Source organism: Mesorhizobium denitrificans, assembly GCF_003403035.1.
Lineage (GTDB): Bacteria > Pseudomonadota > Alphaproteobacteria > Rhizobiales > Rhizobiaceae > Mesorhizobium_G > Mesorhizobium_G denitrificans.
The window spans coordinates 84712-108104 of the sequence record NZ_QURN01000009.1 but is presented as its reverse complement, the minus strand read 5'-3'; the positions used below and the strand labels follow the sequence as shown (position 1 = coordinate 108104).

The following is a 23393-nucleotide window of genomic DNA, read 5'->3' as shown; positions in this document are numbered from 1 at the left end:
GCATGTCAATACCAAAGCATTTCACAGATCTTTCAGCTATTTCGTCCGACACGTTGCGCGGCATTCTCAATGATGCCGCTGCGCGCAAAGCCGATTTGAAAGCTGGCCGTCGCAGCCGTCCTCTTGATGGCCGCGTGCTGGCAATGATCTTTGAAAAGCCGTCCACCCGCACGCGCGTTTCCTTCGATGTCGGCATGCGCCAGCTCGGCGGTGAAACGATCATGCTGACCAGCTCGGAGATGCAGCTCGGCAAGAGCGAGACGATTGCGGATACTGCGCGCGTCCTGTCGCGTTACGTCGATGCAATCATGATTCGAACCACCAGCCATGACCGGTTGCTGGAACTGACCGATGCCGCGACCGTGCCCGTTATCAACGGCCTCACGGATGACACGCACCCCTGTCAGGTCATGGCCGACATTCTCACCTTTGAGGAGCATCGCGGCCCCGTTCAGGGCAGGACGATCGCGTGGACCGGCGACGGCAATAACATCGTCCATTCGCTGCTGGAGGCTTCGGCGCGTTTCGATTTCAATCTGAACATCGCAACGCCGGATGGCTCCGAGCCGATGGAAAAGTACGTCGCGTGGTCGAAGGCGAATGGCGGCAGCGTGTTTATTAAGAACACCCCCGACGAAGCCGTTGCTGGCGCGGATTGCGTCGTGACGGATTGCTGGGTCTCGATGGGTCAGGAGCATCGCGCGCGCGGCCACAATGTTTTCCTGCCCTATCAGGTCAACAAGGAACTCATGTCGAAGGCCAAGCCCGACGCGATTTTCATGCACTGCCTTCCTGCCCATCGCGGCGAGGAAGTCACGGATGAGGTCATCGACGGCCCGCAATCGGTCGTGTTTGACGAAGCAGAAAACCGGCTGCACGCCCAGAAGGCCGTGCTCGCTTGGTGCCTCAACGCTTGAATCCGGGATACCCCCTTACTATCTGCGCCACATCTCGCTGAAAAATTGCGCAACGGTGCGGGCTTTCCGGAGCATTGACCGGACAGCCCGTGCTGTTATGCGTGGAAGGATGTGCCATGCTTGGAACGGCTATCGTGACTGAATCGAAACCAAAACTCGGTGATTTCGGCTTTGCTGGGGACGACCATGTTGTGCCCTTCGAGGTCGGCCCGCTTGATGTGCGCGGTCGCGCGGTACAACTTGGCCCGCTGCTCGACGATCTGCTTGGCCGCCATGACTATCCGGAGCCGGTCGCGCGCCTGCTGGCGCAGGCCTGCGTCATCACGGTGCTGCTCGGCACCTCGCTGAAGTTCACCGGCAAGTTCATCCTCCAGACCAGAACCGATGGTCCGGTCGACATGCTCGTGGCCGATTTCACGACGCCTGGATCGCTGCGCGCCTATGCTCGTTTCGATGCTGACCGTCTGGCTGCTTCGATCGAAAAAGGCGAAACCGCGCCGGAACAATTGCTGGGGCAGGGCGTCCTCGCGCTGACCATTGACCAGGGTCAATATACGCAGCGTTATCAAGGCATTGTCGCGCTTGACGGAATCAGTTTGGAAGAAGCCGCGAAGGTCTATTTCCGGCAGTCCGAGCAGATCCCGACCGACATCAAGCTCTCCGTCGCCAAGCAGATGCGGCGCGGTGAGGGCGGTGGCGAACACTGGCGCGCTGGTGGCATTATTGCGCAGTTTCTGCCGGAAGCGCCGGAGCGTCTCCGCACGTCCGACATTCCGGGTGGCGATGGCGATCCGCGCACGGATATCGAAGGCCCACACGACGATGCGTGGGAAGAAGTCCTGATGCTTCTTGCGACCATTGAGCCTGCGGAGCTTGTCGACCCGACCGTTGGGCCGGAGCGGCTGCTGTTCAGATTGTTCCACGAGCACGGCGTGCGCGTGTTCGAGGGCGTCGGCGTTGCTGATGAATGCAGTTGCTCGCGCGAGAAGATCGAGGGCGTTCTTCGTGGCTTCTCGGCCGAGGAGATCGCGCATTCTACCGAGGATGGACACATCAAGGTCGATTGCGAGTTCTGCTCCAAGAGCTACGTCTTCGATCCCAAAGACTTCGCCAAGTCCTAATTTACGGTGCGCATCGTACCGGGCAGGTCGAGCGAAAAGGCGGGTATCGCCACTTCGAACAACTCGCCTGTCCGGCTTCGCATCGTGTAGGTACCCACCATTATTCCCGACGGTGTCGCGAGCGGACAGCCGGATGTGTATTGATAGCTGTCGCCGGGGCTAAGCCTTGGCTGGTCGCCCACCACGCCCGCGCCGCGCACTTCTTCCACACGGCCCATTGCATCCGTGATCTGCCAATAGCGCGAAAGCAATTGCACGAATTCTTCGGACTGGTTGTCGATGGTCACGCGATAGCCCCATACATAGCGGTTCTGCGTGGGGTCTGAGCGCTCCTCCATATAGAAGGGTTCGACCTCGACTTCGATATTGCGTGTGGTAGCCTTGTACATATCCACGGCATAGTATCCCATGCCGTGGTTTCGGCAAAGCCGGAGACGCTCATGACACCGCAGGCATATTGCGAAATTGCGCTGTCCATGCCGGAGGCAGAACAGTCCAGCCATTTCGATGTCACTGATTTTCGGATCAGGAACAAGATATTCGCCACGCTCCGTGCTGCGGATTCTCGAGCCGTCATCAAGCTCACACCGGCGGATCAAAAGTTGCTGATCGAAACGTCGTCCACAGCATTCAGTCCGATCAAAGGATCATGGGGCTTGAAGGGCTGGACGCTGGTTCATCTCGACCGCGCCGATGCGGATGTTGTGCGCCATGCGATTGCGATTGCATGGCGCACGGTCGCACCGCTCACTGTCGTCAAGCGCCACGCGTTGTAGTTACCCCTCATCCGGGTGCCGGCAGGCGGATGAGGGGTGCTTTCCTCAAACCTTGGCCAGCGCGCTTTCGATTTCCTCCAAGAGATCGTCCGTGTCTTCCAGACCAACCGACAGACGTAGCGTTCCGGCATCGATGCCGAGTTCCGCGCGCGCCTCTTCGGGCACGTTTTTGTGAGTGGTCGTTGCGGGGTGCGTGATCAGGCTCTTCGTATCGCCGAGATTGTTGGAAATTCGAATGATTTCGAGTCCGTTTTCAAATGCATAGGCCGATTTCTTACCACCCTTCACGTCGAAACAGATCAAGGTTGATCCACCGCTCATCTGCCGCTTGATAATATCGGCCTGTGGATGGTCGGCGCGCCCCGGATAAACCACTCGCGCCACCTTGGGGTGGTCGGCAAGAAAATCTGCAATGCGTCCAGCGGATTCGGTCGCCTGCTTCACGCGCAGCGGCAGCGTCTCCAACCCCTTCAACAATGTCCATGCATTGAATGGCGAAAGCGACGGCCCCGTGTGCCGGAAATACTCGTGCAAGTTCTCGTCGATCCACTTTTTGTTCGACAACACCACGCCGCCAAGACAGCGACCTTGACCATCAATATGCTTTGTCGCGGAATAGACGACGACATGCGCGCCGAGCTCCAAGGGCTTCTGTTGCAGTGGCGTTGCGAAAACATTGTCCACCACCAACGTTGCGCCGATCGAATTGGCGATGTCGGCGACAGCGCGAATATCGACAACTTCCAGCGTTGGATTTGTCGGGCTTTCAAGAAACATGAGCTTGGTGTTGGGGCGCACCGCGTTTGCCCAGTTTTCCACCTTCGAGCCATCCACCAGCGTCGATTCAATCCCGTAGCGCGGCATGAGTGTTTCGATGATATACCGGCAGGAACCGAACAGCGCTTTCGCTGCAAGCACATGGTCGCCCGCTTTCACTCCGCACAACAGCGCATTTGAGACTGCGGCCATGCCGGAAGACATTGCGCGTGCTTCTTCTGCGCCTTCCAGTAAGCACATGCGCCGCTCGAACATATCGACCGTCGGGTTCGCATAGCGCGAATAAATGAAGCCGGGTTCCTCGCCTTTGAAGCGGGCTTCCGCGCCCTCCGCGCTGTCGTACACGAAACCTTGCGTAAGATAGATCGCCTCAGAGGTTTCGCCGAAACCGGAGCGCATGGTGCCGCCATGTACGAGATTAGTGGCGGGTCTAAAATTGCGCGTTTTCGACATTTTCTTTAGTTCCAGACATAAAAAAACCGGCTCGCGAAAGTCGCAAAGCCGGGTTCCGTCCACGGCCCTTTAGCGACTTGTTTAACGTGGCTGCAAGCCGACCGGCCAAATCACCACGGGATAAAGCTCCTTTAGACCTCGGCTTGGCTTGCGTCAATCGAAAGCGGCGTTAAACGTCGAGCCAGTACAATCTGGTTATTGGTCCTTGCGGCAGACAGGCATACTTCCCGACCGCGATATAGCGGAATTGTTTTCCAGTGGCGCGTTGATTGCGGCGCGCGCGCTCGATTCTGACCAGATACAGCCCGCAAGCCTCGATCTGCGCCTGGGCGAAAAGGCTTACCGCGTGCGCGCCAGCTTTTTGCCGGGGCCGGAAAGCACTGTTGCCGCGAAGCTTGATCGGCTGAAGCTGCATGAAATCGACCTGACGAACGGCGCGGTTCTCGAAACCGGCTGCGTTTACATTGTGCCGTTGCTTGAGCGGCTAAAGCTGCCCGCAGATATTTCAGCTTCGGCCAATCCGAAAAGCTCCACCGGGCGTCTCGATATTTTCACGCGCGTCATGACAGACCGTGGCCGGGAGTTCGACAAGATCGCCGCCGGTTATGATGGCCCGCTCTATATGGAAGTCAGCCCGCGCACCTTCCCGATCATCGCGCGCACCGGGTCACGGCTCTCGCAGGTGCGTTTCCGTAAAGGCAATTCGCTGCTGAACGAAACCGAACTGCACGGCCTGCACGATAGCGACACGCTGGTCGCCGCCGAAAAGCCGAGCATCTCGGGCGGTGGCATCGCGCTGTCTATCGACCTCGAAGGCGACCGCGACGGCCTCATCGGCTATCGTGGCAAGCACCACACCGGCCTGATTGATGTAGACAAGCGTGGTGCGCAATCTGTGCTGGATTTCTGGGAGCCGATCCATCGGCATGGGGGGCCTGGCGAACTCATTCTCGATCCGGATGAATTTTACATTCTCGTATCGCGCGAGGCGGTGCATGTGCCGCCGCTTTATGCTGCCGAAATGACGCCGTTCGATCCACTGGTGGGAGAATTCCGCGTTCATTACGCTGGCTTCTTCGATCCCGGTTTCGGCAATTCGTCAGCGGGCGGCACCGGCAGTCGCGCTGTGCTGGAGGTGCGCAGCCATGAAGTGCCGTTCATCCTTGAGCATGGCCAGATTGTCGGGCGACTTGTTTACGAACATATGCTGTCACGGCCCAAGGCGCTTTACGGCACCGATCTCGGCTCAAACTACCAGGCGCAGGGCTTGAAACTCTCCAAACATTTCAGGGCTTAAGCGCCGGGCGCGTTTAGCCCTGTCAATTTTCCCTTGCGTCGGTTAAGAGGCGGCGCAAAATCTTTCCGCGAGTAAAGAAATGTTCGAAACGCTGAAGCCTGCTGCGCCAGACAAGATCATCGCCCTCATCGGCATGTACCGTGAGGATCCGCGGCCCAACAAACTCGATCTTGGCGTCGGGGTCTATAAGGACAACGAAGGCCGAACGCCGATCATGCGCGCAGTTCGCGAAGCGGAAAAGCGCCTCTACAGCGAACAGACCACCAAGACTTATCTCGGCATGGCTGGCGATCTTGCGTTCAACGCCGCGATGATTGAACTGGTCTTTGGTGACAATGCCGACACGACGCGCCTTCGCGCGGCGCAGGCCCCCGGTGGTTCGGGTTCGCTGCGCGTCATTGCGGAGGTGCTGAACAGGGCGCGTCCACACGCTGACGTCTGGCTTTCAGACCCAACCTGGCCGAACCACATTCCAATCATCGAGTCCGCTGGCCTCAAGACGCGAACCTATCCCTATTTCGACGCGGCCACCGGCACAGTGCGCTTTGACGAAATGGTGGCCGCGCTCCGTCAGGCGAAGGCGGGCGACATTGTTGTTCTGCACGGCTGCTGCCACAACCCGACAGGCGCGAACCTGACGACCGATCAGTGGGAAAAAGTCGCCGCGCTGATGGTTGAAAAGCAACTTTTCCCGTTCATAGACCTTGCCTATCAGGGCTTTGGCGATGGCCTCGAACCGGATGCCGCAGGTGTGCGCATTCTGGCGCGGGTGGTTCCTGAAATGGCCGTGGCGGCAAGCTGCTCGAAAAACTTTTCAGTCTATCGCGACCGCGTCGGCGCAGCGATCCTGATGTGCCGCGACGAGGCGGAAGCCAATGTCGCGTTCACCCAATTGCTGGCCGTTGCCCGCGCCATGTATTCCATGCCGCCAGATCACGGCGCCGCTTCGGTTCGGCTGGTTCTCACCGACCCTGAACTGCGCGCGGACTGGAAGGCCGAACTGGAAGCCGTCCGCTCCCGCATGATCAAGCTGCGTGAAGGTCTGGCGGAAGCTCTGCGCAGACAATCGAATTCGGACCGGTTCGACTTTGTGGCGCGCCATCGCGGCATGTTCTCGCGCCTTGGTCTTACGGTGGAACAAGTCCATCGCCTGCGCGCCGAACACGGAATCTACATGGTGGATGACAGCCGCATAAACGTCGCCGGCCTGCCGGACGACAGGCTGGAAGAGCTGGCAAAAGCTATCGTTTCAGTGCTTTAAGCCGCACCCGCTGCACCTGCCGGCGCGCCCTTGGTGGCTTGCTTGCGCCGGGCTGGCCGCTTTTTCGCAGCCGCCGCGCTGGCTTTTGGCCGCGCGCGGCGATGCTGCTGCGGCAAGTGCGAGCCAAAATCTTCGGGAACGGTATCGGTTATTTCGCGAACGATGCGCATAGCCACATAGCCAAGCAGGGCAGTGGCGACGAGACGGAACATGAAAGCCTCCTTCCGTGCATTCGACAAACGGTCGAGAAGGCGAGAACCGGCCAGCGGCGCATTAGTTCCAAAATTGTTGGAGCGGGTGAAGGGAATCGAACCCTCGTCATCAGCTTGGGAAGCTGCTTCTCTACCATTGAGATACACCCGCGCGGGAATTTCGCTATCACAGAGCCCGCACCGGCTTCAATAGCAATTCCTTATTCTTGAACGATCGGCGTGGGAAACGTATCTGATAGCAGGGCCGAACGCTGATTCCGGCCAATGAATGTAGGAGAACGCCTTTGCTCGACCGGTTTTTGGGCGACAGCCCGCTGCGTGTTCTGCTGAAACTGCTGGTGGTTTCGCTGATCGTTGGCATGGTCATGAGCGCCTTCGGCTGGTCGCCGATGGATGTTCTGTACGGCATCGAGCGCTTTTTCATGAACCTGTGGAACATGGGCTTCCGCGCTTTCGACCGAATATTTGCCTACATTCTGCTCGGCGCAGCGATTGTCATTCCCGCGTTCATCATCATCCGCATCCTGAATTTGCGGCGCTAGCGTAAGGACCTAGGCGAAGCGCGCCGCGACATCAAAGAGTATCGCGTGGCGCGCGGCCAGCTCGGCAATATCCTGCGAATAGCCGCCGCCAATCACGCCGCACAGCGGTATCGCTCGCTCTTTGAAATGGCGAACAACCATTTCGTCGCGCCGCCGTAGTCCATCGCTTGAAAGCGAAAGCCTTCCGAGTTGATCGACCGCGTGCGGATCAACGCCTGCATTGTAGAAAACGATATCCCAATCGCGATCCGGCAAAGTCGCGAGCGTTTGTGCCAACTCGCCAAGATAAGCGTCATCGCCAGTCCCATCCGGTAGCGCCACGTCCAGGTCGGACGCAACCTTGCGCACCGGATAGTTTCGCGCGCCGTGCATTGAAAACGTAAACGCGCGCGGCTCATGGGTCAAAATCTCCGCCGTGCCGTCACCCTGATGCACGTCCAGGTCGACGATCAAGATGTTCCCCGCCAACCCTTCGGAAAGCAGGAGGCGAGACGCGACCGCGACATCGTTTAGCGTGCAAAAACCGGCGCCCTGCATCCGTCGTGCGTGGTGGCTGCCGCCTGCAGTATTGCAGGCAATGCCATGTTCCAGCGCCAGCCGCGCGGCGAGAATAGTGCCGCCGCACGCCAGCAGTGCGCGGCGCGACGTGCGCTCCACAATTGGAAAGCCAATTTCCCGTTCGATAGGCTTCGGCACGGCGCACGCAATCACCTGATCGACATACGTCCGGTCATGCGCGAGTGCGAGCCAATTGGCAGGCGCGGGTGCTGGACGGTGAACGTAGCTCGTCGCGAGCAGGGCGCGCTCTTCAAGCGCCTGCATCAGCGCTGTATATTTTCCCATAGGGAAGCGATGCGTTGCGGGAAAGCCCGCATCATAGTCAGGGTGTGTCACGATATGCAGCGGCATGTCGGCTTATCAATTGGAATCGCTCGGAAGCTGGGATAATTGCAACGGAGCATCAAGGGGTGGCAACTGCAAGACTCAACTCGGCCATTTGAGGTTACGAACCGCACGGTGCTTGCCATCGCGGTGCCGATGACGCTTGCCTATGTAACCACGCCGTTCATCGGCCTGGTGGATACGGCAGTTGTAGGCCAGTTGGGCAGCGCCGCGCTGATCGGTGGGTTGGCCGCAGGCGCAATCGTTTTCGATGTTGTGTTCTCCACGTTCAACTCGCTGCGCTCCGCAACGACGGGTCTTATCGCGCAGGCATTCGGTCGCGGCGATGAACTCGAACAACGGCTTGTCTTCGTGCGGGCGGCGTTGCTCGCAGCGTTCATCGGTATCGTAATCGCAGCACTTTCCCCGTTCATCTCGCTGATCGGTCAGCGCTTTATGGGCGCAGAACCGGCGGTCAATGTCGCGCTCGATCAATATGTGCGAATCCGCTGCCTTTCCGCCCCCTTCGCGCTCATGAATTACGCAATTCTCGGCTATGTGCTTGGGCGCGGCGAGGGCTTTCTGGGCCTTACGCTCCAGCTTGTGTTGAACTGCGTCAACATCGCCTTGTCGATTTTTCTCGGCCTTCATCTGGGTTGGGGCGTTGCCGGTGTCGCATGGGGCACTTTCACGGCGGAACTTGTCGCGATGTTCACTGGCCTCGCCGTTTTGTCTGTTCGTTTCCGGCTCATGCCGCCGATCAATTGGCAAAAGCTGCGCGACCTCGTCGCCGTGCGCGCCATGCTTGCGTTGAACGGCGACATCATGGTGCGCTCCTTCTGCCTTCTCACCGCCTTTGCGCTTTTTGCGCGCGAGGGCGCGTCGCTCGGCACGGTCACGCTAGCGGCAAATGCCGTTCTGATGCACCTTTTCATGATTTCCAGCTTCTTTCTGGATGGCTTCGCAACCGCCGCCGAACAGCTTGCGGGCAGGGCAATCGGCGCGCGCGCCAGAAAGCCACTCCTGCAAGCCATTCGGCTCACCGCCATATGGGGGTTCGCGCTTGCCATTCTCTGCGCGGCTTTTTTCCTGTTGTTCGGCAAGCCGGTGATCGAAGCAATGACCACCGCGCGCGACGTGCAATCAGAAGCGATACGCTATCTGCCATGGGCTGCGCTCACCGCAATAAGCGGCGTGCTCGCGTTTCAGATGGACGGCGTTTTCATCGGGGCAACATGGTCGCGCGATATGCGCAACATGATGCTGCTTTCGCTCGCCGCATTTTTGGTCTGCTTGTGGCTGCTGCCGTCGCGGTTCGGCAATAGCGGCCTGTGGGCAGCACTTCACGTATTCCTGCTGTTTCGCGGCTTCACACTGCTGAGGATCTTGCGCGCGCGCCTGCCTTCCATTCACCCGTCGAGCGGCTGATCGAGCCAATGTGCTAAGCGGCTGTCGCGCAACTCGCGAATGTTTGCCGCCCCGGTTTGCTGCACTTCTGCGAGCATGCCTGAAACGATGCGCGCCGGCAGCGTCGGGCCCCCATAAATCAGCCCGGTGTAAAGCTGCACGAGATCGGCTCCGGCTCGAATTTTCTCAAGCGCAGTCTCGGCTGAATCCACGCCACCCACGCCAATGATAGGAAAATGCTCGCCAAGCCGCTGCCGCATTCGGGCCAGCACCGCCGTTGAGCGTGCAAACAGCGGCACGCCCGAAAGCCCACCGGCTTCGCCCGCCACGCCCGGCGTTTTGAGCGGCGGTCGCGCAATCGTCGTGTTGGAAACGATCAATCCATCGACGCGCTTGTCCAGCAGTTCGGCGGCAATATCGTCCAGCTCTGCCTCGCCAAGATCAGGCGCGATCTTGAGAAATACCGGAACATGTCGGCCCTGGGGCCTATGCGCATCGCGAGTTGTCATCACTCGCGTCAGCAAATCGGACAGATGCTCGCGCGACTGCATGTTGCGCAGGCCCGGCGTGTTCGGCGAAGAAATATTGGCCGTCAGATAGCTGGCAAGGCCGACGAACCGCTTCACGCCAAGCTCGTAGTCCGCCGCGCGATCCGCGCTGTCCTTGTTCGCGCCGATATTCACGCCAACGATCCCGGCGCGGCCCGCGCGCGCTTTCAGCCGCTTTTCCGCAGCGCCATGACCTTCATTGTTGAAGCCAAGACGATTGATCACAGCGCCATCTGCTTCCAGCCGGAAAATGCGCGGTTTCGGATTGCCCGGCTGCGCAAGCGGCGTGATCGTGCCAACTTCCGCAAATCCAAAACCGAGCCGCAGCAGCGCATCCGGCACTTCGGCGTTCTTGTCGTAACCTGCCGCCATGCCGAGCGGATTCGGAAACACCAGTCCAGCTATTTCCACCTGCAGGCGCTTGTCGCGGGGCGCACCCGCAATGGGCGGCAATCCGCATTTCAGCGCGCGCAGCGAAAGGCCGTGAGCCGTTTCCGGGTCGAATGAAAACAGAAGCGATTTGCCTAACCGGTCCAGCAGCAAGCTCAGTCCTCCAGCGGCGGAAATATGTGCCGCCCATCCGGCCCAAGCGGCAGCGGCTGAACCCATTTCACCGCCCGCAGGTCGAGCTTTTCATAAAGGTGCGGAAACAGCGCGCCGCCCCGCGAAGGTTCATATTTGAGCCGCCCCGCCAGCGCCGCAGTGTCAATCGCTGCCAGCAGAAGATCAGACTGGCCGACGAAATGTTTCGCAGCCGTTTCCGCCGCCTGCTCACGCGTTGAAAAATGGATATAGCCGTCTGCCAGATCGACCGGGCTGCCTGCAAAATATCCGCTTGCTTCGGCCTCGCGCCAAAGTGATTGCGGAACGATCTTATATATGGTGGCGTTCATACTGGCCCTATAGGCGCAAAGCGCGACCGCCGACAACTGGGCATCGCAATTTCAGCATAAAGTGCAGGCACAATTTCAGCAGGTCCGGAGGCAAACCATATGCGCTTAGTTCTGGCATCTCTTTTCATTTGCGGCCTGGCGACCGCCGCCGCGGCACAAGATGCGGATCGCTACCAGCTTGAATCGAGAGGCGACACATTTGTGCGGCTCGACAAGCAGACCGGCCAGATTTCAACCTGCGTCGATCAATCCGGCCAAATGGTGTGCCGCATGGCGGCAGATGATCGAGATGCGTTTGAGGACGAGGTCGACCGTCTGCGTGAACAGGTGGATGCCCTTGAAAATAGGGTAACTGCGCTGGAGGGAGGTCAATCGAGCAAGGCGCTGCCATCCGAAGAAGAGTTCGACCGCACCATGTCCTATATGCAGCGCTTCTTTCGTGGCTTCCTCGACATCGTAAAAGAATTCGATCAGGATTTGCGCGGCAATGGCGAAACCGGTGATGTTTCCCCGAATAAGACCTAGGTCCCGGCCTTTAACAGCGTTTATCTCAGCCGTTTCTCCTTGATTAGCTGGCGCTTTGGCGCTTAACCTGAATTTATAGGCCACCCGGCAAGAGAATCGGGGAGAGGAACCGCTTGCCTTCGGGTTTTAAAATTGTAATCGCGGACGATCATCCGTTATTCCGTGGCGCGCTGAAACAGGCGCTTGCTGGCATTGAGAACATTTCCACGGTGCTTGAGGCTGGCGATTTTGAGGGTGTAAAAAACCTCGCCGTCACCACTGATGATATCGACCTGATCTTGCTCGATCTGACGATGCCCGGCGCGAGCGGCCTTTCCGCGCTTATTTCCCTGCGCGGTATCAATCCCGATGTGCCGACCGTTGTGGTTTCCGCGCATGATGATGTGCCGACGATACGCCGCGCGCTTGAGCTTGGCGCGTCGGGTTTCATTCCCAAATCCGCATCGATGGAACAGATAAGGCAAGCCGTGGTTACCGTTCTAAAGGGCGGCGTCGCATCGCCCTCAGAAATCGACCTCGGTGTCGAACACGATCCTGAAATTTCGGGGATCATCCGCCGCATTCAATCGCTTACGCCGCAGCAGACGCGAGTCCTTGGAATGCTGGCAGAGGGTTTGCTGAACAAGCAGGTCGCTTACGAGCTTGGTGTCTCTGAAGCCACCATAAAGGCGCATGTGTCTGCCATCCTGCAGAAGCTTGGCGTGGACAGCCGCACACAGGCCGTCATCATGCTTTCGAAGATTGGACTGGAAACGCAGCTGCAATAATCACTCTGCCGCTTCAGCGCTGCGGCGCAGCCGTGTCATCATCGTGCGCAGCACAGCAGGCTTCACCGGCTTGTTTATTACCGGCACATTGATAGCTTCCGCAGCCTGCCGCAATTCATTTGAACGATCGGCAGTCACGAGAACGGCTGGCACATCGCCCCAGGCGTTTCGCAAAGCGCCGATGGCTTCGAGCCCAGTCTCCGCGTCGAGATGGTAGTCTGCCAGCACGATGTGCGGCGCCTCTCCATCGAGCGCTTCGGCGCTGTCCGAAGCGGTCCGTACGACACATCCCCAGCCTTCCAGCAGCGTGCGCATGCTGTCCAATATCCGGCTGTCATTATCGATGCACAACACATGCAGTCCGGCCAGCGTGCGCCCGCTGCTATGTGCGGAAATCGGCGTTACGGTTTGCACCGGCGCTGCCTGTTCGGTCACTGGAATCAGCACAGAGAAGCGGGTGCCCTTGCCCTTGTCCGAATGAATCCGCAGCTCCACTTGCAGGACGCGCGCAATGCGATCCACGATGGAAAGCCCGAGGCCCAGCCCCGGCGCTTCGCGCTTGCCTTCTTCCAGCCGCGTGAACTCGCTGAAGATGGTCGGCAGTTTCATGCTGTCTATGCCGATGCCCGTGTCGAATATCTGGATTTCCGCCAGTTCGCCGCGCCTGCGCACGCCCACAAGTATCTGTCCTGACCGCGTATATTTTATCGCGTTTGAAACGAGGTTTTGCACCAGCCTGCGCAACAGATTGCGGTCGCTGTTCACCCGCAGCGAGGAAGGCATGAGCGTCAGCTTCAATCCCTTTTCCACGGCAAGAGGCTGGAAATCCGTACTGATCTGCCGCAGCAGTCCGCCAAGCTCGAATACAGTGTGAGAGGTCGTCATCGCGCCCGCATCCAGCCGGGAAATATCCAGCACAGCGCCCAGGATCGTCTCCACCGATTCCAGTGAGGATTCGATATTGTTCGCTGCTTCGGAGATCTTGCTCTCGTTGGTCTTTTCTATCAGCGAGGCGCAATAGAGCCGTGCGGCGTTGAGCGGTTGCAAAATGTCGTGGCCAGCCGCCGCGAGAAACCGCGTCTTGCCTTGGTTTGCTTCGTCGGCAAGCATCTGCGCTTGCTCAAGCTCTTCATTGACCCGCAGCAGCTCCGACGTGCGGTCGCGCACACGCAACTCGAGCGATTCATTGGCGCGTTTCAGGGCCAGATCGGCGGCAACGCGGGCGGAAATATCCGCATAGGTCGCCACCACGCCGCCATCCGGCATGGGGTTGGAGCGCACTTCGATAATGCGTTCAGAGCGCGCCAATTCCATCTGCCACGCGCCCTCGGAGGCTGCGATGCGCTTCAACGCATCCGCTCGCTTGGCGGGGGTGATTTCACCCCGCTCCACGAGCGAACGCAGGATCAGGTCCAACGAAACGCCGACCTGTCCGAGCTCGTCCGGCAGATTGAACAGCGCGCGATATTGGCGGTTCCAGCATGTCAGTCGCAGGTCGCTGTCGAATACCGTTATGCCCTGTTCCATCTGGTCGAGCGCGATTTGCAGCAGATCGCGATTTTGCTGCAACGCCTCGGTCGCGTCGTCCAGCAGCCGAAACGCATCACGCGCGCTCGCATCATTACGTTTGAGCAGCAGTGACAGGATCAGCCGGGACGATGACGAACCAACTGCGCTTGCAAGCAACTGTTCGGAAAACCGAATGACCTCCGTGCCCGCGGGCTCATTGCCTGCCAGCACGCGACCATAGGCACTCTGGAAGCTCTGGAAGGAGCGCTCCGTTCGTTCAACGCCCAGATAGCGGCCAATCGTGTCCTTCAACTGGTCTACGGTCACGCGGGTGCGAAACCGCCGCAGGCTCGGCGTCGGTGCAGTATCGCGGCGCACGAATATGGAGGACTGTATGCGCTCCAGCGGTCGTGCAGCACGCGACAGCGAGCCTAGAATATACAGCGTCAGATTGACGGAAAGGCTCCACAGCACGCCGTGGTTAAGCGGTTCCGCGACCGTACCGAAAAGCGCCTGCGGCTTCAGCGCTTCAATGCCCAATGGCCCGTTCAATACGATTGTCGCATCGGGCGCTGCAAGCGTTGGCAACAGCAGCGTGTAGCCCCACACGAGTATCCCGGCTGCCATGCCCAATATTGCGCCTCGACTGTTCGCGCCGCGCCAGATCAGGCCGCCCACAAAGGCCGGTGCGAATTGGGCGATTGCTGCGAACGACATCAGGCCGATTGCAGAAAGCCGGGAATTGCCTGTGCTTTCGCGATAATAAAGGAAAGCCGCAAACAGGATGATGAAAATCGCGGCCCGGCGAATGTTGAGGATCACCGCCGACCAGTCCTCGTTTTCGCGCGGACTGGACGTCAGCAAACGCCGCAGGAAGATGGGAATAACGAGGTCGTTTGAGATCATGATCGACAGCGCCACGCTCTCGACGATCACCATCGCCGTCGCCGCCGAAAGGCCGCCGATAAACGCGATCATCGCCAGCGCATCGTGACCTTGCAGAAGCGTCAGCGAGAGCACGTATAGGTCGCCGCTCGTTCTGTCACCCACTGTCGCCAGCCCTGCGAGCGCAATCGGCAGCACGAACAGATTTATTGCAACGAGGTAGAGCGGAAACAGCCAGGTGGCGGTTTTGAGTTCCGATGTGCTGCGGTTCTCCACGATCATCACGTAGAACTGGCGCGGCAGCAGAATGATCGCGAAACCGCTCAGCGCAGTCACCACCAGCCATGTTCCAAGCGACGTTCGATATTCCAGCGCATTCGACGCGGCATTCGACTGACCGATATGCTGCATCAATCCGGCGGGTGAGCCAAAAAGGAAGAACACCGTAAACAGCCCGACCGCCAGAAACGCCACCAGCTTGACGATGGATTCCACCGCGACGGCCAGCACAAGTCCGTCCTGATGCTCAGTGGCGTCCGCATGCCGCGTGCCAAACAGTATCGCGAACATCGCGAGCAAGATGGCGACGATCAGCGAAATATCGCTCACGAACGGATCGAACGAAGGCGGCGAGCCGGTATAGTATTCCACCATCAGGCTGACAGACCCGGAAATCGCCTTGAGCTGCAACGCAATGTAGGGCACCGCGCCAATCGTCGCGATGAGAGTGGCGATTGCTGCCACTGAAAAGCTCTTGCCGTATCGCGCACCGAGAAAATCAGCGATTGAAGTAATCTTTTCACCCTTCGCCAGCCGTGCGATCCGGTTGAGCAAGGGAAAACCAAACAGGAAAACGACAATCGGCCCGATATAGATGGCGAGGAATTCAAGATTCCGCTCGGAGGCCAGCCCCACCGAACCGAAAAACGTCCACGAGGTGCAGTAGATCGCGAGGCTCAACGCATAGATATATGGCCTGGGTGAGCCTGGCCCTTCGCGCGCGGCGCGGCGGTCGCCAAAGCTCGCCACCGCAAACAGCAGCGTCACATAAACGACAGCCGTCAATACGACGAGCAGACCGAGCAAGCTGGCACATCCTCCCGAAACCAAGCCAATCGAGGCAAGCATAGCATGGCTGGATTGTCCATCTTGCCGCCGTCACCTCGATACAACGCATTTGATCAATCTCGCCAGCCCCTCCTTTTCTGGGTTTTGCAGCTTCACTATTTTGGTATGTTGCCCGCGCGGCGGTCGTTGTGGCGGCGCCCTGTTACCAACCGGAGGGTAGAAATGCTAAAGGAATTTCAAGAGTTTATTTCACGTGGCAACGTGATGGATCTCGCCGTCGGTGTCATCATCGGCGCGGCATTCAGCAAAATTGTGGATTCTGTCGTCAACGATCTCATCATGCCGATTGTCGGTCTGGCTGGTCAGCGAGACTTCTCCAACTACTTCCTGCCGCTGTCTTCGAATGTCACGGCTACATCGCTTGCCGCCGCCCGCGATCAGGGGCCGGTCATCGCTTACGGCAACTTCGCAACCGTCTTGCTGAACTTCCTGATCCTCGCATGGATCGTGTTCATGATGGTCAAGGGCGTGAACAACGTCCGCCGCAGACTGGAAAAGCAAAAGCCGGCGCCAGCTCCGGCAGAAGCACCGGAAGACGTCAAGCTGCTGACCGAAATCCGCGACCTTCTGTCGACCCCAAGCAGAGCGAAATAAGCCTCTGGATCAAAAAATGGTCCCCGGTGGTTGCTGCCGGGGACTTTTTCTTTTCTAAAGCTAGGTATAAATAGGGCAGTATTTCTTACCTAACGGGTTTGGGAATGGATCTCCTCGACGCCCTGCGACCGGAAGCACGGCAAGCGCCCTTAAGCGGCATTGTTGCCGTGATGACGCATGGCTGGGGCCGCGAGGGCCTTATCCCGCTTTGGGCAGGCGAGGGCGATGCACCCACGCCGGACTTCATCACGCGCCCGGCAATGGAGTCTCTCGCAAAGGGCGAGACATTCTACACACGACAGCGCGGCATTCCTGAACTGCGCGAGGCGCTTGCGCGCTATCACACCCGGCAGTTCGGACGAAATTTCGATTTCACGGAATTTCTCGTCACCGGCGGCGGCATGCACGCCATTCTGTTGGCAGTTCAGGCAACGGCGGGCGCGGGCGACGAAATCGTCTATCTGGCTCCCGCTTGGCCGAACTTCCCGTCAGCCGTGGAGATTGCCGGCGCGAAAGCTGTTCCCGTCAGGCTCGACTTCAATGACAATGGCTGGACACTCGATCCGCATCGCATTGAGAGCGCGATCACACCGCGCACCAAGGCGCTTTTCATCAACACGCCGTCCAATCCAACCGGCTGGACTGCCGATGCCGAAACGCTCCGCGTCATTCTGGAAATTGCGCGCAAGCACAATCTCTGGATCATTGCTGACGAGACGTACACGCTGTTTCATTTCGATGGCGGGCGTGCTGCATCCTTTTCCGACGTCATGGACGAGGATGATCCGGTCATCTTCGTGAATACCTTTTCCAAAAACTGGTCCATGACGGGCTGGCGCATTGGCTGGGTCAAGGTTCATCCCGCGCTCCAACTGGTTTTTGAAAACCTTATTCAATATTCGACATCGGGCGTGGCGACCTTCATGCAGCGCGGCGGCGTGGCCGCGCTGGACGAGGGCGATGCCTATGTCGCCTCGCAGGTTGAGCGCGCACGAAAGGCGCGCGACATCGCGACCGCCATCATCGGCGGCACAGGCCGCGCACGGCTCGTTGCGCCAGCAGGGGCGTTCTATCTTTTCTTTGGTGTGGAAGGCGTCAGCGATTCCGCCAAGGCTGCGTTTGATATAATCGATCAGGCGAATGTCGGCCTCGCGCCGGGCACCGCCTTCGGTGAGGGCGGAGAAGCGTTCTTTCGCATGTGCTTTAACCGCCGTCTTGAAGACGTTGAGGAGGCGTCCAAGAGAATTGCGGGGTGGATTTCAGGGCTGTGACATTGAAAAGCGCAAATGCGCGCTTGCATTGCATTAGCACTTGCTCCAACACCGTGCCGCCCTTTGTTGTTTTTTCGGCTCGCGCCTGAGAGGCGGGCCGTCGAGAGGTCATATCATGAGCAAGTACAACTTCACCAAGATCGAGCACCCGTCGCCGAAAACGGCGGAGGAGCGCGCCGCGCTGATGGCAAATCCGGGATTTGGCAAGGTATTCAGCGATCACATGGTGACGATCAAGTGGAGCACGGACAAGGGATGGCACGATGCGCAGATCCGTGCGCGCGAGCCGTTCCAGATCGATCCGGCCAGTTCAGTGCTGCATTATGCTCAGGAAATCTTCGAGGGCATGAAGGCTTATCGCATGGCCGATGGCTCTCTGGCGCTGTTCCGCCCGGAAGAAAACGCGCGCCGTTTCAATGAATCGGCAGAGCGCATGGCGATGCCGGAAATCCCGGAAGACATGTTCATCGAAGCGGTCGAAGCTCTTGTCCACACCGACGAGTCATGGGTGCCGGGAGGCGATGGCAGCTTCTATCTGCGGCCGTTCATGTTCGCCAGCGAGTCGTTCCTGGGCGTGCGCCCGGCCAACGAGTATATTTTCTGCGTCATCGGCTCGACTGTCGGTGCTTATTTCAAGGGCGGTTACAAGACCGTCTCCGTCTGGATTTCTCAGGAATATACGCGCGCGGCCCCCGGCGGCACCGGCGCAGCCAAGTGCGGCGGCAACTATGCGTCCAGCCTTGTTGCGACCGCCGAGGCTTTCAAAAACGGCTGCGATCAGGTGGTGTTTCTCGACGCCGTCGAGCGCAAATGGGTCGATGAACTTGGCGGCATGAACATCTTCTTCGTCATGGACGACAAGACGATCATCACGCCGCCGCTCGGCACGATCCTGCCCGGCATCACCCGCGCATCAATCATGAAGCTTGCACGCGAATCCGGCTACACGGTCAGCGAGACGCCGTATTCCTTTGATCAGTGGAAAGAGGATGCTGCGAGCGGCAAGCTGCGCGAAGCGTTCGCCTGCGGCACCGCCGCTGTCATTGCCGGTATCGGCACGGTCAAATATCCGGAAGGCACATTCGCAATCGGCAATAGCGGCGACGGTGAAGTGACCAGCGAGTTGCGCTCCAAGCTGGTTGGCATCCAGCGCGGAACGGTTGCTGATACGCACGGCTGGATGCGCACCATTTAAGCTCCGCGCGTTTTTTCGGCGTGCGCGCTCTCGTAAGCCTCATCAGACCGCCGCGATGGCTCCGGGCGTTCGTCATTTGAAAAGGCCATTCCGGGGCTTTCCATCAGCTTCGCGGACCACCCTTCTCCCCTTGAGGGAGAAGGCGTCGGCAGGCGGATGAGGGGGCTTGCGAACCCGCTCTCACCCACCGGCGGCGGGTACGACCAGCGGAATGACGCGGTCTGATTTCGCCACGGCTGGCTTGTCCGAAGACGCATAGGGAATGCCGAGCGCGTCCCACGTTTCCGCCAATGCAGCCTTCAACACATTGATAAGCTCATCGCTATGGAATGGGGTCGGCGTCACGCGCAGGCGTTCCGTGCCGCGCGGCACGGTCGGATAGTTGATCGGCTGAATATAGATGCCGTGCTTGCCGAGCAGCCTGTCGCTGGCCATTTTGCAAAGTTCGGGATCGCCTACCAGAATTGGCACGATATGCGTTTCCGATGGCATAACCGGCAAGCCAGCGCCCGCCAGAATCCGCTTGGTCTGGGCGGCTTGACGCTGCTGCGCGTCGCGCTCGCTCTGTGAGTTCTTCAGGTGGCGAATGGAGGTCGCGGCCGCGGCCGCGATCGCGGGCGGCAGCGCGGTCGTGAAAATGAAGCCTGGCGCATAGGAGCGCACTGCGTCCACCACAGCTTGCGGCCCCGTGATATAACCGCCGAGTGTTCCGAACGCTTTTGCCAGCGTGCCCTCGATCACGTCGATCCGGTGCGCAAGTCCTTCGCGCTCGGTAATGCCGCCGCCGCGCTCGCCATACATGCCGACCGCATGCACCTCATCGATATAGGTCATGGCGTTGTACTTCTCCGCCAGATCGGCAATCGCTGCGATTGGCGCGATGTCGCCATCCATCGAGTAAACGCTCTCGAACACGATCAGCTTGGCGCGTTCGCGACCTGCGGCCTGCAACAGGCTTTCCAGATGCGCCACATCATTGTGCCGGAACACCTTCTTCTCCGCACCCGAGCGACGCACACCTTCGATCATCGAAGAATGGTTCAGCTCGTCGGAAAGGATCAGGCAGTTCGGCAGCAGGCGCGCAATGGTTGAAATCGCCGCTTCGTTCGACACGAAGCCCGAAGTGAACACCAGCGCCGAATCTTTTCTGTGGAGATCGGCAAGCTCGAATTCCAATTCCACCAGCGGGTGGTTCGTGCCGGAAATATTGCGGGTGCCGCCTGCGCCGGAGCCCATGCGTCCAGCCGTGTGCTGAAACGCAGCTATAACGTCGGGGTGTTGGCCCATCCCGAGATAGTCGTTTGAACACCAGACAGTGATTTCTTTGGCATCGCCGTTATTGCGCCAGATCGCGCGAGGAAATTCGCCAGCGATGCGTTCAAGGTCTGCGAAAATGCGATAGCGCCGCTCCGCATGGAGCTGATCAATCGCTTCCTCGAAAAACCGTTGATAGTTCATTGAGGCACTCCAAATTTGCGAGCAGGAACATAAAGTCCGTGACCCGATACGTCTATTGTGCCTAAGGCGGGCAAAATGCCACGCCTGTCCTTGATGCAAGTCAATGGCCGCTAAATTGGCGTTAATCACAGGCTATATGTGCAGTTGCGCATTGCACGATAATCCGGCTAGTTCTCTCTATCTCCCGAATTTTGCTGAAAGCAGGAAGTCGCATGTCAGTGCTAGTTACCGGCGGGGCCGGTTATATCGGAAGTCACATGGTGTGGGAGTTGCTCGACGCTGGCGAAGAGGTCGTCGTCGTTGACCGGCTCTCGACTGGCTTTGAATGGGCAGTTGCGCCCGAAGCGAAGCTGATCGTCGGCGACATCGGCGATATGCCCCTGATGGAGCAGGTGCTGGCCGAGCATAAGGTCGAGGCGATTATCCATTTCGCCGGCTCCATCGTGGTGCCGGAATCGGTTTCCGACCCGCTTGGCTATTACGCCAACAACACTGCCAAAACCCGCAATCTCCTTGAGGCGGCGGTGAAGCAGGGTGTGAAGCATTTCATTTTTTCGTCCACCGCGGCTGTCTATGGCGGGCAGGGCTCGGAGCCTGTTAGCGAGAACGCCGTGCTGCATCCGGAATCGCCTTATGGCCGCTCCAAGCTCATGACGGAATGGATGCTGGCAGACACCGCCGCCGCGCATCCGATTACCTACACAGTGCTGCGCTATTTCAACGTGGCGGGTGCGGATCCACGTGGCCGCACCGGGCAATCGACCCCCGGCGCAACGCATCTCATCAAGGTCGCCAGCGAAACCGCTCTGGGCAAGCGCAACCATATGCAGGTTTTTGGCTCGGATTACGCGACGCCGGATGGAACCTGCGTTCGCGATTATATTCACGTTTCCGATCTGGTTGCCGCACACCGCCTTGCCTTGCAACGATTGAGAGAGGGCGGCGGCAATCTCACCGCCAATTGTGGTTATGGCCACGGCTATTCCGTGCTTGAAGTCATCGACAGCGTGCGACGTGTGCATGGTGGGGATTTCGATGTCCGCACTGCGGAGCGCCGTCCCGGTGATCCGGCCGCAATCGTCGCGAACTCGGATATGGCGCGCGCCGAACTCGGCTGGAAGCCGGCGCGCGATAATCTCGATTTGATCGTAGGCGATGCGCTGGCTTGGGAGTCATCTCTGTCTCGCCGCAACTCCGCGCGATAGCCGGAACCATCTTCGCCCCTGCTCGTTCTGCTTAACAACCTGAACAAACTGAGGGCAAAAATGGCACGGTATTTCTCGTCGTCCAGAGATGACATCGTCGAAAATCTCGAAGAGCAACTAGCTGCGCTCCGCAAGGAGGTAAAAAGCCTCCGCAAAGTTGCGGCAAAGCGCGGCGCTGCGGCCTATGAGGACGCCAGCGATGGGGTTTCCCATCTCTATGAAGAGATCGCGGATCGCGTAGTCGAAGCGCTGCCGCCGCTGCGCAAATCGGCGCGCAGGTTTGAGCAGCATGCGCGTGAAAATCCCGCTGCTGCTGCTGCTGTAGGCTTGGTGGTGCTGGGTCTGCTGGCGGCGATGATGGTTCGCCGCTCCTGATCAGTTTTGCTGAACGGAAACGCCGTTTTGATCGATACGAAGCTCGACGCCGTCGGGCTTGGATTCTTCGCGCCAGATATAAAAGCCCATCACGATGACCGCGACGATCAGTGCGCCCAGCAGCTAATAAAGCCTGTTCTGATTCATCGGTGATTCCTTATGCTAGCGCTTGTTTGTCACAACGGGCGCTGCGGGTCCACGCTTCATGGTTTTATAATCCCACATGATTCAATCTGTTGGTGCAGTGCAGCGGGTACTTGATCTGGCTAACGAGTGCTGAACATCATCACCGCTTGATACGAGGAAAATGATGGAAGCTGTTTTCGACGGCCATAATGATGTTCTGCTGCGTCTCTGGCTAAATGCGCAATCCGGGCAGGACCCGGTCAAGGAATTTGCCGAGGGAACCAAGAAGGGTCACATCGATGGCCCGAGGTCAAAAGCAGGCGGCCTGATTGGCGGCCTTTGCGCAATCTACATTCCAGCCGGGCATCTGATGCTCGATAAACCCGATAAGAACGGCCACTACAGCACGCCGCTTTCCGCTCCGCTTGAGCGTCAGCCCTCGCTGGACATTGCGCTCCAGAAAGCCGCGATTGCCGTCCGGCTGGACGAGGCGGGTGCATGGCGGCTTTGCCGCACCATCGATGACATCGAACATGCGATGGAGCAGGGCGTTTTCGCAGCCGTCATGCATATGGAAGGTTGCGAAGCAATCGACCGCGATCTTGCCGCGCTGGAGGTGTTTCATGCCGCTGGCCTGCGCTCGCTCGGGCCTGTCTGGAGCCGCAACAATATTTTCGGCCACGGCGTTCCCTTCGCCTATCCTATGAGCCCCGACACCGGACCCGGCTTGACTGACGCTGGATTCGAGCTCGTCCGCGCCTGCAATCGTCTGGGCATTCTCATCGACCTTTCGCACATCACGGAGAAAGGCTTTTGGGATGTGGCGCGCACCACCGACCAGCCTTTGATTGCCAGCCATTCGAATGTTCATGCGCTGACGCCCGTTGCCCGCAACCTCACCGATAAACAGCTTGATGCAATCAAGGAGAGCAAGGGCCTCGTTGGCCTGAACTTTGCAGTAACGATGCTGCGCTCGGATGCCAGCGATAACGTCAATACACCGTTGGAAGATATGATCCGTCACGTTGACTACATGGTCGAGCGTATGGGCATCGATTGTGTGGCAATCGGCTCGGATTTTGACGGTGCATCTGTTCCCGCACAAATTGGCGATGCTGCCGGTCTTCAATTCCTCGTTGAAGCTCTGCAGAACGCCGGATACTCTGGCCGAGAGTTGACGAAGATTTGCCGCGATAACTGGTTCCGCGTTTTGCGCTCTGCATGGAGAGAAAGCGCGTCGGCCTGACTAAAAAAACTCAACGATTACAG

The 23393-nt window shown here is 58.8% G+C and carries 23 protein-coding genes, 1 tRNA gene and 1 riboswitch; of the genes, 15 read left to right on the top strand and 9 right to left on the bottom strand.

Annotated features, from left to right (window positions below; genetic code table 11):
- The first annotated feature begins 2 nt into the window (after nucleotides 1-2).
- Nucleotides 3-917, top strand: a complete 915-nt coding sequence (gene argF, locus DY251_RS13210) for an ornithine carbamoyltransferase (RefSeq protein ID WP_116624370.1) — start codon at nucleotides 3-5, stop codon at nucleotides 915-917.
- Nucleotides 918-1033: 116 nt separating this feature from the next.
- The gene (locus DY251_RS13205) at nucleotides 1034-2038 is read left to right on the top strand and encodes an Hsp33 family molecular chaperone (protein WP_116624369.1); all 1005 of its coding nucleotides are present in this window, start codon (nucleotides 1034-1036) and stop codon (nucleotides 2036-2038) included.
- Here DY251_RS13205 and apaG read toward each other — a convergent pair.
- A complete protein-coding gene (gene apaG / locus DY251_RS13200; protein WP_116624444.1) occupies nucleotides 2035-2427 on the bottom strand; it encodes a Co2+/Mg2+ efflux protein ApaG in 393 nt (130 codons plus the stop codon). The two genes, DY251_RS13205 and apaG, sit on opposite strands and share 4 nt — an antisense overlap.
- Nucleotides 2428-2478: 51 nt before the next feature.
- Between apaG and DY251_RS13195 the strand changes: the two genes are divergently transcribed.
- Nucleotides 2479-2814: an MmcQ/YjbR family DNA-binding protein gene (locus DY251_RS13195; RefSeq protein WP_137113768.1), complete on the top strand. Its 336-nt coding sequence runs from the start codon at nucleotides 2479-2481 to the stop codon at nucleotides 2812-2814.
- Between the two features lie 45 nt (nucleotides 2815-2859).
- Here the strand turns inward: DY251_RS13195 and DY251_RS13190 are convergent, their stop codons facing one another.
- Nucleotides 2860-4044: an O-succinylhomoserine sulfhydrylase gene (locus tag DY251_RS13190; RefSeq protein WP_116624367.1), complete on the bottom strand. Its 1185-nt coding sequence runs from the start codon at nucleotides 4042-4044 to the stop codon at nucleotides 2860-2862.
- 49 nt (nucleotides 4045-4093) lie between these two features.
- Nucleotides 4094-4171, bottom strand: a riboswitch (SAM riboswitch).
- A gap of 78 nt (nucleotides 4172-4249) precedes the next feature.
- On the opposite strand from DY251_RS13190, the gene DY251_RS13185 reads away from it, so the two are divergent.
- Together DY251_RS13185 and DY251_RS13180 are read left to right on the top strand one after the other, a co-directional pair.
- On the top strand, nucleotides 4250-5341 hold the full coding sequence (locus DY251_RS13185) for a 2'-deoxycytidine 5'-triphosphate deaminase (protein WP_116624366.1): 1092 nt from the start codon (nucleotides 4250-4252) through the stop codon (nucleotides 5339-5341).
- Nucleotides 5342-5420: 79 nt separating this feature from the next.
- Nucleotides 5421-6602 carry an amino acid aminotransferase gene (locus DY251_RS13180; RefSeq protein ID WP_116624365.1) on the top strand — a complete coding sequence of 394 codons (1182 nt, stop codon included), beginning with the start codon at nucleotides 5421-5423 and terminating at the stop codon, nucleotides 6600-6602.
- Here the strand turns inward: DY251_RS13180 and DY251_RS13175 are convergent.
- Both DY251_RS13175 and DY251_RS13170 read right to left on the bottom strand, forming a co-directional pair.
- Nucleotides 6599-6814: a hypothetical protein gene (locus tag DY251_RS13175; protein ID WP_116624364.1), complete on the bottom strand. Its 216-nt coding sequence runs from the start codon at nucleotides 6812-6814 to the stop codon at nucleotides 6599-6601. The two genes, DY251_RS13180 and DY251_RS13175, sit on opposite strands and share 4 nt — an antisense overlap.
- 77 nt (nucleotides 6815-6891) lie before the next feature.
- Nucleotides 6892-6965: transfer RNA gene (locus tag DY251_RS13170), tRNA-Gly, on the bottom strand.
- 133 nt (nucleotides 6966-7098) lie between these two features.
- On the opposite strand from DY251_RS13170, the gene DY251_RS13165 reads away from it, so the two are divergent.
- The gene (locus DY251_RS13165; RefSeq protein WP_116624363.1) at nucleotides 7099-7356 is read left to right on the top strand and encodes a DUF6460 domain-containing protein; all 258 of its coding nucleotides are present in this window, start codon (nucleotides 7099-7101) and stop codon (nucleotides 7354-7356) included.
- 9 nt (nucleotides 7357-7365) lie between these two features.
- Here the strand turns inward: DY251_RS13165 and DY251_RS13160 are convergent, their stop codons facing one another.
- Nucleotides 7366-8265, bottom strand: a complete 900-nt coding sequence (locus DY251_RS13160) for a histone deacetylase family protein (RefSeq protein ID WP_116624362.1) — start codon at nucleotides 8263-8265, stop codon at nucleotides 7366-7368.
- A 129-nt stretch (nucleotides 8266-8394) separates the two neighbouring features.
- On the opposite strand from DY251_RS13160, the gene DY251_RS13155 reads away from it, so the two are divergent.
- Nucleotides 8395-9666, top strand: coding sequence for an MATE family efflux transporter (locus DY251_RS13155; protein WP_116624443.1), 1272 nt, complete (start codon nucleotides 8395-8397; stop codon nucleotides 9664-9666).
- Here the strand turns inward: DY251_RS13155 and DY251_RS13150 are convergent.
- Together DY251_RS13150 and DY251_RS13145 are read right to left on the bottom strand one after the other, a co-directional pair.
- Entirely contained in the window at nucleotides 9648-10802 is a 1155-nt protein-coding gene (locus DY251_RS13150; RefSeq protein WP_116624361.1) for a quinone-dependent dihydroorotate dehydrogenase, read from the bottom strand. The two genes, DY251_RS13155 and DY251_RS13150, sit on opposite strands and share 19 nt — an antisense overlap.
- A complete protein-coding gene (locus tag DY251_RS13145) occupies nucleotides 10739-11086 on the bottom strand; it encodes a DUF952 domain-containing protein (RefSeq protein ID WP_116624360.1) in 348 nt (115 codons plus the stop codon). The genes DY251_RS13150 and DY251_RS13145 overlap by 64 nt, the downstream gene beginning before the upstream one ends.
- Nucleotides 11087-11185: 99 nt before the next feature.
- Here DY251_RS13145 and DY251_RS13140 point away from each other — a divergent pair, with 99 nt between their 5' ends.
- Together DY251_RS13140 and DY251_RS13135 are read left to right on the top strand one after the other, a co-directional pair.
- On the top strand, nucleotides 11186-11611 hold the full coding sequence (locus DY251_RS13140; protein WP_116624359.1) for a hypothetical protein: 426 nt from the start codon (nucleotides 11186-11188) through the stop codon (nucleotides 11609-11611).
- A 113-nt stretch (nucleotides 11612-11724) separates the two neighbouring features.
- Nucleotides 11725-12378, top strand: a complete 654-nt coding sequence (locus tag DY251_RS13135; protein ID WP_116624358.1) for a response regulator transcription factor — start codon at nucleotides 11725-11727, stop codon at nucleotides 12376-12378.
- Here the strand turns inward: DY251_RS13135 and DY251_RS13130 are convergent, their stop codons facing one another.
- Entirely contained in the window at nucleotides 12379-15858 is a 3480-nt protein-coding gene (locus tag DY251_RS13130; protein ID WP_116624442.1) for a hybrid sensor histidine kinase/response regulator, read from the bottom strand.
- Between the two features lie 204 nt (nucleotides 15859-16062).
- Between DY251_RS13130 and mscL the strand changes: the two genes are divergently transcribed.
- From mscL to DY251_RS13115, 3 genes are all read left to right on the top strand, one after another.
- Nucleotides 16063-16494, top strand: coding sequence for a large conductance mechanosensitive channel protein MscL (mscL, locus tag DY251_RS13125; RefSeq protein WP_116624357.1), 432 nt, complete (start codon nucleotides 16063-16065; stop codon nucleotides 16492-16494).
- 104 nt (nucleotides 16495-16598) lie between these two features.
- A complete protein-coding gene (locus tag DY251_RS13120; protein ID WP_116624356.1) occupies nucleotides 16599-17765 on the top strand; it encodes a pyridoxal phosphate-dependent aminotransferase in 1167 nt (388 codons plus the stop codon).
- A 115-nt stretch (nucleotides 17766-17880) separates the two neighbouring features.
- A complete protein-coding gene (locus DY251_RS13115) occupies nucleotides 17881-18960 on the top strand; it encodes a branched-chain amino acid aminotransferase (protein WP_116624355.1) in 1080 nt (359 codons plus the stop codon).
- Between the two features lie 180 nt (nucleotides 18961-19140).
- On the opposite strand, the gene hemA is transcribed toward DY251_RS13115, so the two are convergent.
- Nucleotides 19141-20418, bottom strand: a complete 1278-nt coding sequence (hemA, locus tag DY251_RS13110) for a 5-aminolevulinate synthase (RefSeq protein WP_116624354.1) — start codon at nucleotides 20416-20418, stop codon at nucleotides 19141-19143.
- A 212-nt stretch (nucleotides 20419-20630) separates the two neighbouring features.
- On the opposite strand from hemA, the gene galE reads away from it, so the two are divergent.
- The 3 genes from galE to DY251_RS13095 all read left to right on the top strand — a co-directional run bounded on the left by galE (nucleotide 20631) and on the right by DY251_RS13095 (nucleotide 23370).
- Nucleotides 20631-21623: a UDP-glucose 4-epimerase GalE gene (gene galE, locus DY251_RS13105; protein WP_116624353.1), complete on the top strand. Its 993-nt coding sequence runs from the start codon at nucleotides 20631-20633 to the stop codon at nucleotides 21621-21623.
- A 60-nt stretch (nucleotides 21624-21683) separates the two neighbouring features.
- Nucleotides 21684-21998, top strand: a complete 315-nt coding sequence (locus DY251_RS13100; protein WP_116624352.1) for a hypothetical protein — start codon at nucleotides 21684-21686, stop codon at nucleotides 21996-21998.
- A 310-nt stretch (nucleotides 21999-22308) separates the two neighbouring features.
- The gene (locus DY251_RS13095) at nucleotides 22309-23370 is read left to right on the top strand and encodes a dipeptidase (protein ID WP_116624351.1); all 1062 of its coding nucleotides are present in this window, start codon (nucleotides 22309-22311) and stop codon (nucleotides 23368-23370) included.
- The last annotated feature ends 23 nt before the right edge of the window (nucleotides 23371-23393 follow it).